We start from the raw sequence: 11,608 nt of genomic DNA, 5'->3' as shown, positions 1-11,608 counted from the left end.
CAATATAGTCTAAAAGGCCAATTTTTTTCAGATATCAACTCATTAATTGGTTCAAGAGTAAAACGTCGGGTTGCGAAAGACTCACCAGTCTTAAGTAATAACCTGTGTTTTGTTTGCAAAGGAGACACGATTTCTATTTATGCTAAAACCGCTAATATTGAAATTAAAACCCTTGGTGAAGCTTTACGGGACGGTAATCTCAATGACGTTATCAGAGTAAAAAATAGTAATACGAGCAAACAATTTGATGCAGTTGTAATTGGCATTGGCGAAGTTGAAGTAAGAATGTAAAATAGAGTTAAAGTTTTTTCCTGGACTGCCGATAGCCTGTTTGGAAAACCTGATAATTACGCTGGAGCCTCCCATGGCAATTGACATTAAGCATAACACTGCTACTAATACACAACTGCGCACTGCACGTGAAACGCAGTCTAATACCAAATCTGATACTGCAGCTGTGGCGCAAAAAACAGCGACTCCAGTTAAAACTGATTCGGTTAGCATTACCTCTCAAGCTCAACAGCTTCAGGGCGCGCAAACTAAAATGGCATCATTGCCTGAAGTAGACCAAAAAAAGGTCGCTGAAATTAAACTCGCAATCTCTGAAGGACGATATAAAGTCGACCCAGAAAAACTTGCGGCTAATATTGCTAGTTTTGAAGCAGAGCTAGGCAGTCTATCATTTGACAAAGAGTAACCGTTAAACGTTACTCTTTAATTTGCTTTAACAACACTAGAATAATAGGTGCGCATTTGCATCATAGAGAAGTGTTAGTTAAAAAAACAAGAGTAACTTATGACACAAGTAAACGTACAATCCTCAGGACAATCCAACGATCCGCAAAACAAGCAATTACTTACAGAACTGCATACTTTGCTTGATACGCAAAATCAGACGTTAGTTCAACTAAAACAGCTGATTTCAGCAGAGAAAGCTGCGTTAGAAAAGCAAGACGCCGATCAATTACTGGCACTTTCCAAAGATAAAACCCAGTGTTTATTCAATATGAAAACCACTGACGAAAAACTGGCTAATCATCCACACCACACGCTGATCACCACAGATGTTGAACTGGCACAAAAAGTTGCTCAAGCAAAATCGATACTCGCTGAGTGCAAAGACATCAATAGCCAAAATGCCAGTTTAATTGAACTCAATATAGCCAGCCTCAATAGATTCGCACAAGCATTACAAGCTAGCCGCAACGCTTCAAGCTTGACCTACAATGACAAAGGCAAAACGTCGACCATTTCAACGCTAGGGAATGACTTTTCAGCCTAGCGTTAAAATCTTGGTGGCAAGCGATAACGAGCGATGACATCCGATAACAAGCCAAGTGCCAACTGCTAGACCCTTCTTTCCGTAAGCGCAGCGTTCGCTTGTTATCGTTTCTTAGCAGGAGATTTACTGAGCGAGCATGGCCTCAAGTAAACTTTGTTGCGCAGGATGTTCACCTAACCAAATCTTAAGTAATGCCTGACGAAATGCTTCACCAGCAATATCACCCTGAGCCATACCATTTTTAATGCTGCTGACGCCCTTGCCTTTTTGAGTCACAAAAGTGAATTGATCACCTTCAACAATCTCGTCAGCAAACAGCTGGGTAAAATGTTCAATATCTTTGGCGATAGAATGAGTGTCACCGTCGGTAGCAGCATCAAAACCGTCAGTAATTGCATCACGCATTTTATCTGAGGTAATCATTCCAGAGGTAATGGTTAACTGTATAACCGCAATCGGCTGCGCCAATACATCATCTAAGGTTTGCACTTTTGTCGGTAAATACAAACTGCCCACATATAAGTCAATAAAAAACTTGCTGCGCACTCCTGCGCCATTCAATACTAATGGTTGCTCAGCAACCGTCATTTGCTCTACCACATCAATATCGCCAATCACTTTAGCGTGCGCGAATGACGGCAGCATCAACACTAAACTCATACCCATTAAAGCTAATAACTTCATATAAACTCTCTAAAAAAACGCCACAAAAATAACCACAGAAAGAATAAAAAGTGGTTTTATGCCTGGCAATATATACCGCAACCAAATCACATACTAAAACTCAGCGATTAACCGTTAATAGCTTATTTGCTGAGTATTGCACTTCGAGGTTGAATAAGGGGTTAACCACGAACACCTAACTTAAATTGGCCGTTCTGATTAAACATTAACGCTTGCTTGTGCTTAGGTGAAATTAAAATTGGACCATCATCGAAAAACAAGAAGCACTTCCAATTACGCACAAAGACATCCCAACGCGTTTCAATGATTTGGTACTTTTCATAACAAAAATACACCACCACATCATCAGGCCATTGAATATGTGTACTAACAGCTTCAGGCATAGCGTTGTCCAGAGAGTCCCACGCCGATTGCCAATGTTCTGTTGCCGTCCAAGCGTCTTGCTTTATTGGCCAATCGCCTTTCTCAAATAATTCCGCCCGACTGCTCTTATTGCTTATCCACTTATCCCACACTTCCATGGCACTTTTATCGGTCAGTGGTTTAATCAAAGCCTTATCATCATCTGATACAGGCAAATCTTTATGGTTAAAAATCCACTTACGCTTATAAAGATCAAACGGAATATATGAATGTGACAAACAACTGCTCCTAGCAATAAAAAATGAAGCACAATTATAGCGCTAAAGCCGATCAGACTGCGATAGTGATAAACACAAATGATGAGATGATTTGTTAAAAAGATTAATGCTGTAGTTAAAAATATTGATACGAGTAAATATCTTAATTCTGGTAAGGGACAATGAAATAAATCAGATGATGAGAAAAGACAGAGAATGAGCATAGGAGTAGTTTATATGGTCTCCCCACAGGGACTCGAACCCCGATCGGCCGCTTAGGAGGCGGCTGCTCTATCCTGTTGAGCTATAGAGAGACCCAGTGATTATACTGAGTTTATAATCGAATTAAACCTTTTAAATTTAATTGCTTGATTAATAACCAACTAGTTCTTAATCGCAATGTCATTCACTTGAATATTATAAGCACTGTCGATACCGTCAAAGATTGCCGTTGAACTGTCTTCGGTCACTTGTTCGATAACCACATTCGCCCGACTTTTAGTCGCGATAGCGCGCATAGAGTTGAATCTGTCGGGGATGTTTTTCTGCAGGACGATTTGGAACTTATCACCCATTTTAACGCCATTTTTACGGCCTAAATTGATGATAATGCGATCACCATCTCTTGCCACAATTTGGCCTAGTAATGGTCGGCAATTGAGTTGCTTATCTAACGACATAACGCTTTGTTGTAAAATATCACTGATCGCCTGGCCATAAGATGATCGCCAAAAGCGTTGATTAGCTGGTGACACTATTTCTTGTCGTTCAAATTCCCAAGGGGCTGATGTCGCAAATGATTCCGACCAGACCACTTCACCGCTAATGCCATGATAAAGGGTTAATTTAAGGATAAATTGCCTCAGTGGATCATCTTCTACAAAGCCCAAATAACTGCTTTGTACTGGTTCAGTTGAAATATCAATAATTTCGGGCTGCAGCAAATATTGGCTATCGGTGAGTTCACCTAACCAACTGGGTATGCGGTTACCTCTAAAATTGACCAATTGATTGGTATTATCAATTTTCTCATCTGCATGTAGCCTGGCAAAACTGTAACGCGATTGCGCGTTAATCGCTTTGCCTAATTGTTCGGTGATGCGCTCTTCAAAATGGGCTAATTGACCATAGCGTAATTGTTCGCGTTCTTGTAAATAAGCTTGAGGCAACATAATCGCAGCTTTGAGTGATTGACTTTTACATTGGGCATCGGACTCTTGTTCGCTAAGCTCAAGCTGTAAAATGACAGTAATAGTATGCTCGCTGATCATTTCACTCATTAATTCAACATTATTGGCCGAGCCCATACGCTGCATTTGAAAAGTATCTTGAGTAAGCCGTCCTTGGTTAACTTGTTGTTCGCTAGAAAAGTTAACTCCTGCTTTTAAACTGGCATAATTTAATGCTTGGCTGATAGCGTCTTCGCGAGCTTTATCAATATCGCCATTAACAATTTTGGCTTTGCCAGTCACTTCAATTTGTTCAGCAAATGCAGACATTGTCACTAGCAAGCCACTTGCACATAATATGGCTATGACAGCAAGATGACTAAAGGGATTAGCTCGGTTAGTAGGGCTGTGTCGGATCAGCATACGATGTCCTAATGTCAAAAAAACGTCTATTTGGCTTAATAAAATGAATTAAGCTTACTCTATATTTTACAAAGCAAAAATTGTGCCTATAACCGTTTTACTAGTTTTTTTTAGATTTAGGGTAATTATAGTAAAGCTTCTAACGCATTTGCCGATATAAAGGAACGAATATTAAAGAGTAAAAAATTGACCTTAGTTACCGATAAATAAGGCGATAAAATGACTCATTTATACCAAGATTTGCGGCATTTTTGTAAGAGGAATTATTATGATTAATAGGCTTGTTGTCCCCACGGTCATACTGGCGTCATTGACGTTAGTTGCATGCACCCAAATGCCTAATGCTGCCAATAATCTTGCCTTTAGTAATAACGGTAAATTTGTCAAAGTGGTCGATGAAGATCAGGTTTATCACCACAAGTTAGCTTATGATATACAAGCTGTTGGAATATCGCCTAAGGGCCAGGTCAATGTGTGGGCAGAAAAGTTAGTCAACGAATTAGTATTGCAAAATGATGCCCTTCGCCCTGATGAACCACTGCTCATTTCTACGCCGGTAATGGCCAACAATTTAAATACATCCAATGAGTTAGGCCTTCAATTACAGCAAGGATTGCTTGCTGCATTCCATGCCCATGAGTTTAATTTGGTTGATTTAAACGTCGCAACCAATTTACGTGCAACAGAGCAAGGTGAATTTATGTTGAGCCGAAATTGGGAGCTGCTGCGTTCCGATTTACCGGTAGCGCACGTTTTGGTATCAACCATGACCTTAACACCTGAAGGAATCGTCTTTAACGGCCGAATAGTGAATGTGACCAATAATAGAGTGGTTTCTGCGGTGCAATCATTTGTGGCGGCGTCGAGCTTATCGGGTTATTTACAACCGTCTGAAATGATTGAATCGCGTAATGGTTTACTGTATCGCCACGAAAATATGGGCGACAGTCGTTATACCGTATTAGGAGATAAGCTATGAAGTCGTTAATGTTAATTGTGTTGGTACTGTTAACTGGCTGTGTAAGCAAGGATAAATATGTCCAGTGGGAAACCGAAGCTCCAGCCTCGTTCCCTACCCTAACCGCAATTGGTTATGCACCCTTAGCGACTCAGCCAAGCAAAGAACCATCGCATCGTATTTTAATGGCAATGCAAGCATCAAAAATTGCTGCATATCGTGAGTTAGCAGAGCAAGTGTATGGCCAAAAGATTACCGCAAACAGCGACGTGAGTGAGTGGTTATTAACTGACGACAACGTTAAGTCTAGCGTGAGTGGCATTATTCGCGGGGCTAAAGTGGTAAAAACCTACCCAGCCGGTGAGTTTTATGTCACTGAGTTAGCACTTGATTTTAAACAAGTATGGCAGTTATACGAACAACAAAATCGCCCTAAGCGGGTAAAAGAAGTGACTTACTTCTAGGGCCGATTTGCATTAGTAGTTAAGACGATTTTATTAGATAAATGCTGAGTCGCTAGATTAACTTTTACAACAATGCCGCTGATATCAGCGGCATTTTTTATTGTATGGTTTACCACTAATCGTTAAAAGTTCAGTTTAAACACTAAACCGAATGCGGCTTGGTTTTCCATGTCTTCAGTGACATCGGGATAACTTAACTGCATTTCACCGCCAAAATAGTAACCAGCATAAGCATTAAGGCTAACGTTAGTCGTTGCTTGCCAACCTGCGCGAGCAAAGCCTACCCATTCTTCAACTTCAATGGTTTTGTCATCGTCAGCAATTAAAAAACGCTCTGTTCGCATGGAGCTGCCCACGCCAAAATCCCAGTCACGATTATATTGATAACTTAACTCTAATCCTGCCGGGCCACTAAAACCAGCTTGGAACGGGTTAGCAAGTACCCACTTATCGCTTATCTGCCAACGTACGGCTAAATAAGGCAAGGTGCGCACTTCTGAAATATCATTTAAATATGCCACACCGAAACCAAGCATATTACCCGAATCAAAGCGGTACATCCCCGAGGCGACGACACCATAACTTTGTGCATTTGAAGATGATGCCGTATCAGCATAGGCATACTGTAATTTGGGTGCGATGAGAAACATCCAATGATTATCTAAGCGATACGATAGTGATAAACCAGCACTGTACTGATGGATGGTTGACCAAGGTTGAGTATTGCTGCGTAACAGGCTGTTTTGGTTAATATCCCAGTCATAATCGAGATTATCGTAGCCTAAGTTTGCCCCTATAGACCACTGACGATTAAGTGGCATGTTTGCCGAAAAACTGGTTTTCCATGTATCTCGTTGCAACTGATTAGGGTTAGCACTCTCTGCGCCTACATTAGCGGTGCCCGTTGATGTACGAGCAACAGTGAGTGAAAACGGTGAACGTTCTGGTGCCGCTAAAGCATGCTGACTTAACAGCAGACCCGATACGCACAATAATGACCGTACAGATAAATTCAGTGACTTACTCTGTGCCGGAGAAGAAATTACCTTAGTGTTGTAAAGCGTCATACTAATCTGCTTCCCTTCAAATAATGAAATAAACTGAATATTACTTTGGCTTAATTGCTCAAGTAATACTGCTATATGGCCAATTAAGTTCAACTTGAGGTTGAGTTTATTTTACGCCCACTTTATGTGCTCGTAAAAACATGTCGGCGGTATCTTGCAGGTATTGTTGTCTGGTGACGATTAAATCTTCTATTTCTAAGCCTAACTCTAGGCGTAATTTTAGCTCACCAAACAACATTAAACACAATCTAACCGCACTTTCATGAGGGTTTTCAAAAAAGTATTCGTTGTGTTCATTGACTTTTGTTAGGTAGTTTCGAACCAATCCTAGTACATGCTTAGGGCCTGCATTATAAAACAATCTAGACACTTCTGGGTGAGTATCGGCTTGAGCAACACAGGTTTTAAACACTGTCATGGCTTCTTTGCTAACAATCATTTCGCCAAACTGCTGTGCAAATAACAAAATAACCTGTTGTGGTTGGCTGGCATCAATTAAGGCATCGTCGGTGAGTTGATGCACAACACATTTCGATTCAATCGCAGACACAAATAAATCGTCTTTAGAACCAAAATGGGAGTAAACAGTTTGTTTTGATACACCGGCATGCTTGGCCACTTCATCCATACTGGTGTTAGGGAAACCATGATGACAAAAAAGATCTATCGCAGACTCGAGCACCTGAGCACGCTTTTGTTCACTGCGGCTGATGTGGTTCTGTCCGCTAGGATTAAGCGCTGTGTGTTGTTTTGTCATGTTGGTTCCATAAATTAGCTCATTAAGCAAATCAAGCCTCTGCATTGCTGATCAGCATTTAGCCTAATAGTAACCAAAAATAGACTGGACAGTCTAGTTTTATAAAATTAGACTATCGAGTCTAGTTAACATTAAAGTTACATTTTACGTTGTGCTGAAATCTATGCGCTTATTGCCTTTCATGCCAACGGCGAAAAATAAATCAACATTGACACTATTAATTGCTTTGCAAGGAATAAACTTATGAACGCGTCAAAGACATTCACTGCCATCATTCGATACTGGGCGCTAAGTTTAAGCTTAATCGTTTTAAGCGGTTGTGGCTCTGAGGTAAAAGAACACTCGCATACAATTGACTATCAAGCGGTGTTATCACAAAGCTTAGTGTTAAATGACCATTACCAGCATATGCAAACCTATACTGGGACAATTCGCTCAGCCAATACCACAGGTATTGGCTTTGAGCTTGCGGGTAAGCTCAACAATATCTCAGTCGACAGTGGCGATACTGTGACTAAAGGTCAAACATTAGCCCTACTTGATATCGAGTTATTAACAGCCGAACAACAGCAACTGCAAGCCAGTTTATTACAAACCCAAGCGGATATCGATTTAGCTAAAAGCACCTTAGTTCGCACTCAAAAACTAAAACAACAAAAATTATGTGTCTGAACAGCAGCTTGATGAAACCCAGCAACAAGTCATTAGCTTACAAGCGAATCAAAAGCGCATAGAAGCCAGCTTAAGTGCCACCCATTTAAAAATTGAAAAATCGACATTGTTAGCCCCATTCAATGGCACTATCAGTCAGCGGTTTCATAATGTCGGCGAAGTGATTGCGCTAGGCAGTCCGGTTTTTACCTTAGTGGGTAACAGTGAGCCTTTAGCTTATATTGGGGTACCAATTGATATTGCACAGCAGTTAGCCGCCGAGCAGATGGTAGATGTCCGTGTAGGTAAACAAACCTTTACCGCTAAAATTGCCGGTATTAGTGCCGAGGTCAATACCATTAGTCGCACGGTGCAGTTGCGTATTCATTTGCCCGACTCAGCCAGAGTGATCAATGGCGAAATAGCTTATTTGGCTTACCAACAAGATGTGCCGGCATCTGGTTACTGGGTGCCGATGTCGGCATTAACCGATGGCGTACGCGGGTTATGGAACGTGTTTGCCTTAGTTAAAGCTGAGCAAGGTTTTTATACCATTGAACGTCGCGATGTTGAAATTATCTATACCAATGAACAACAAGCGTATATTAAAGGCGCCATAAAACCAACCGATATCATTGTCTCTCAAGGCTTGCATAAGTTAGTAGTTAATCAAAAAGTCACCCTAGCTCAAGCTGAGAAAACGGGGGCATTATGATTAAAGCATTTTTAGAAAATGGCCGCCTAACCAGTTTATTTATTGCATTATTAATTGTTGCTGGCTTCGGAGCAATTTCAAGCTTACCGCGTACGGAAGACCCACATATTACGAACCGATTTTCATCGGTTATTACTCAATATCCTGGGGCATCAGCAGAACGCGTTGAAGCACTCGTGACCGAAGTGCTCGAAAATCAACTTCGCCGTTTAGAAGAGTTGAAGCTAGTCCAGTCAACTTCTCGACCGGGTATTTCGGTGATCCAGTTAGAATTAAAAGATACCGTTACCGATACCGCTCCAGTATGGTCACGGGCACGAGATCTTATTGCCGACAGTAAATCACTGTTACCTGTTGCAGCACAAAACAGTGTACTAGATGATCAGCTAGGGTATGCCAATACCGCTATTTTAGGACTGGTTTGGGCCGATGACAGCCCAGTAAGAGTCGATATTCTTAATCGGTACGCCAAAGAATTACAAAGTCGCTTAAGATTACTCAGCGGTACTGACTTTGCAAAGTTGTATGGCGCACCTGAAGAAGAGATTTTAGTAGAATTAGATGGTAATAAAATCAGTCAACTGCATTTAACTCCCGCAGGTATCGCGGCAATTTTAAATAATGCCGACAGCAAAATTTCCGCCGGTGAAATTAATAACAACCAGTTTAGAGCCTTAGTTGAGGTTTCTGGTGAATTAGACTCACAAAACCGTATCCGCCAAGTGCCATTAAAAGTAGACGATTACGGCCAAATTATTCGCTTAGGCGATGTGGCCAATATTAGCCGCCAAGCTAAAACGCCTGCATCGAGTATTGCTTTAATCGACAGTCAACAGGGCGTATTAGTCTCTGCGCGCATGCTCAATAATAACCGCGTCGATGTATGGCAACAGCACGTGAGTAACGCCATTGACGAGTTTTCAGTAAACTTGCCGGCCAATATTAAGGTGCAATGGTTATTTGACCAACAAAGCTATACCAGCGATCGCTTAGGCGACTTGGTGATTAATCTGCTGCAGGGGTTTGTGATTATTTTACTGGTCTTAATGCTGACATTAGGCCTACGTAATGCAGTGATTGTAGCAATATCATTACCACTAACCGCACTGTTTACCCTCACCTGCATGAAATATACTGGACTACCGATCCATCAAATGTCGGTAACAGGGTTAGTGGTTGCGCTGGGTATTATGGTTGATAACGCAATTGTGATTGTTGATGCCATTGCGCAACGCCGTCAGCAAGGTATGAGCAAACTTGAAGCGGTATCTAAAACTCTGCACCACTTATGGCTACCACTGGCGGGTTCAACCATTACCACCATGTTAGCTTTTGCACCAATTGTGTTAATGCCAGGTGCAGCGGGTGAGTTTGTTGGTGGTATCGCAATTTCGGTGATGTTCGCATTGCTGGGGTCATATATTATTTCGCATACCATTATCGCAGGCCTTGCTGGGCGCTTTAGCCGCAGTGAAAAACCAACGGCTTGGTATCAACAAGGTATGGCATTTCCCAAAATCAGCCAAGCATATACGGCCAGCCTTTACTTTGCGTTAACACGGCCAATACTGACGGCGATTGTTATCGGTATATTACCTATTGTCGGTTTTTTTGCCGCGGGAAAAATGACAGAACAATTTTTCCCTCCGTCTGACCGCGATATGTTCCAAATTGAAGTCTACTTAGCGCCGCATGTGAGTATTGAAAACACCCTAGAACAGGTAAAACTGATTGATAATAAACTGCAAAAAATTGAAGATATTGTGGCTGCGACTTGGGTTGTCGGTGGTAACACGCCCTCTTTCTATTACAATTTAACTCAACGGCAGCAAGGGGCAACTAACTATGCCCAAGCAATGATTAAAGTAACCGATTTTGCGGCGGCTAATCGATTAATTTTACAATTACAGAAAGAGTTTGATGTAGAGTTTCCACAAGCCCAAATCTTGGTTCGAAAACTGGAACAAGGCCCTCCTTTTAACGCTCCGGTAGAGTTGCGTATATACGGCCCCAATCTGGATACATTGAAAGCACTGGGTGAACAAGTGCGCGGGATTTTAGTTGCAACCCCCGATGTGATCCATACTCGCGCAACACTAAGTTCTGGCGCGCCAAAAGTGTGGTTACAAGTCAATGAAGATGCCAGCTTAATGAGCGGGTTGAGCCTTAGCGATATTGCCAATCAAATTCAAATGGCGACTACCGGTATAATTGGTGGCAGCATTTTAGAGCAAACAGAATCACTGCCCATTCGTGTTCGTTTAGGCGACAACAGTCGCGAACAAGCCACACGTTTAGCCGAGATAAATCTGGTATCGCCTTCGGGTTCAGGTATACCGCTAGCGGCATTATCTTATAACGAAATCAATGTAAGTCGCGGCGCAATCCCCCGCAGAAATGGCGAACGCGTCAATACTATTGAAGCTTATATCACCAGTGGAGTACTGCCTGCACAAGTATTAAACGAGGTTAAGGATACCATTGCTAATTTGTCTATTCCGGCGGGATATCATCTTGAAATTGGCGGCGAAAGTGCAAAACGTAATGAGGCTGTGGGTAATTTATTGTCAAATGTAGTGTTAGTTGTCACCTTATTACTAGCCACTGTAGTGCTGTCATTTAACTCCTTTAGATTAACGGCAATCATTTTACTGAGTGCATTTCAATCGGCGGGTTTAGGTTTATTATCCGTGTATGTATTTGGCTATCCGTTTGGGTTTACCGTTATTATCGGCTTATTGGGATTAATGGGCTTAGCCATTAATGCTGCGATTGTTATTTTGGCTGAGTTAGAAGATATACCCGAGGCGCGCCATGG

General features: G+C 41.7%; 11 protein-coding genes, 1 tRNA gene and 1 pseudogene. 7 read left to right on the top strand and 6 right to left on the bottom strand.

All coding sequences use genetic code 11. From position 1 onward, the window contains the following. The 3 genes from flgA to H5185_RS18620 all read left to right on the top strand — a co-directional run. A partial coding sequence (gene flgA, locus H5185_RS18630) for a flagellar basal body P-ring formation chaperone FlgA (RefSeq protein WP_182742831.1) occupies positions 1-291 on the top strand: 291 nt, incomplete at its 5' end. A 73-nt stretch (positions 292-364) separates the two neighbouring features. Then, the gene (gene flgM / locus H5185_RS18625; RefSeq protein WP_182697998.1) at positions 365-697 is read left to right on the top strand and encodes a flagellar biosynthesis anti-sigma factor FlgM; all 333 of its coding nucleotides are present in this window, start codon (positions 365-367) and stop codon (positions 695-697) included. A gap of 99 nt (positions 698-796) precedes the next feature. Next, positions 797-1,282: a flagella synthesis protein FlgN gene (locus tag H5185_RS18620; protein WP_124016901.1), complete on the top strand. Its 486-nt coding sequence runs from the start codon at positions 797-799 to the stop codon at positions 1,280-1,282. 123 nt (positions 1,283-1,405) lie between these two features. Here H5185_RS18620 and H5185_RS18615 read toward each other — a convergent pair whose 3' ends face one another. From H5185_RS18615 to H5185_RS18600, 4 genes are all read right to left on the bottom strand, one after another. After that, positions 1,406-1,966, bottom strand: coding sequence for a chalcone isomerase family protein (locus H5185_RS18615; RefSeq protein WP_182742830.1), 561 nt, complete (start codon positions 1,964-1,966; stop codon positions 1,406-1,408). Between the two features lie 161 nt (positions 1,967-2,127). Then, positions 2,128-2,607, bottom strand: coding sequence for a DUF2947 domain-containing protein (locus H5185_RS18610; RefSeq protein ID WP_182697995.1), 480 nt, complete (start codon positions 2,605-2,607; stop codon positions 2,128-2,130). A gap of 217 nt (positions 2,608-2,824) precedes the next feature. Further along, positions 2,825-2,900 (bottom strand) — tRNA-Arg (locus H5185_RS18605). Positions 2,901-2,969: 69 nt separating this feature from the next. Beyond that, complete coding sequence (locus H5185_RS18600) at positions 2,970-4,178, bottom strand: flagellar assembly protein FlgT (RefSeq protein ID WP_259396255.1); 1,209 nt, start codon at positions 4,176-4,178, stop codon at positions 2,970-2,972. 268 nt (positions 4,179-4,446) lie between these two features. Here H5185_RS18600 and H5185_RS18595 point away from each other — a divergent pair, with 268 nt between their 5' ends. Continuing rightward, complete coding sequence (locus H5185_RS18595) at positions 4,447-5,157, top strand: FlgO family outer membrane protein (RefSeq protein ID WP_182742829.1); 711 nt, start codon at positions 4,447-4,449, stop codon at positions 5,155-5,157. Beyond that, positions 5,154-5,600, top strand: a complete 447-nt coding sequence (locus tag H5185_RS18590; protein WP_182697980.1) for an LPP20 family lipoprotein — start codon at positions 5,154-5,156, stop codon at positions 5,598-5,600. The genes H5185_RS18595 and H5185_RS18590 overlap by 4 nt, the downstream gene beginning before the upstream one ends. A 122-nt stretch (positions 5,601-5,722) precedes the next feature. Here the strand turns inward: H5185_RS18590 and H5185_RS18585 are convergent, their stop codons facing one another. Continuing rightward, positions 5,723-6,667, bottom strand: a complete 945-nt coding sequence (locus H5185_RS18585; RefSeq protein ID WP_182742828.1) for a DUF6268 family outer membrane beta-barrel protein — start codon at positions 6,665-6,667, stop codon at positions 5,723-5,725. 106 nt (positions 6,668-6,773) lie between these two features. Further along, on the bottom strand, positions 6,774-7,424 hold the full coding sequence (locus H5185_RS18580) for a TetR/AcrR family transcriptional regulator (protein WP_182721990.1): 651 nt from the start codon (positions 7,422-7,424) through the stop codon (positions 6,774-6,776). Positions 7,425-7,667: 243 nt separating this feature from the next. Here H5185_RS18580 and H5185_RS18575 point away from each other — a divergent pair. After that, a pseudogene (locus tag H5185_RS18575) lies at positions 7,668-8,790 on the top strand (efflux RND transporter periplasmic adaptor subunit). Then, positions 8,787-11,608: efflux RND transporter permease subunit (locus H5185_RS18570; RefSeq protein ID WP_182742827.1), on the top strand; the 2,822-nt coding region annotated here is incomplete at its 3' end. The pseudogene H5185_RS18575 and the gene H5185_RS18570, both read left to right, overlap by 4 nt.

Origin of the sequence: Shewanella sp. SG44-6, from assembly GCF_014164185.1 — a bacterium.
Classification (GTDB): domain Bacteria; phylum Pseudomonadota; class Gammaproteobacteria; order Enterobacterales; family Shewanellaceae; genus Shewanella; species Shewanella vesiculosa.
This window is presented reverse-complemented; position numbering and strand designations above follow the sequence as displayed.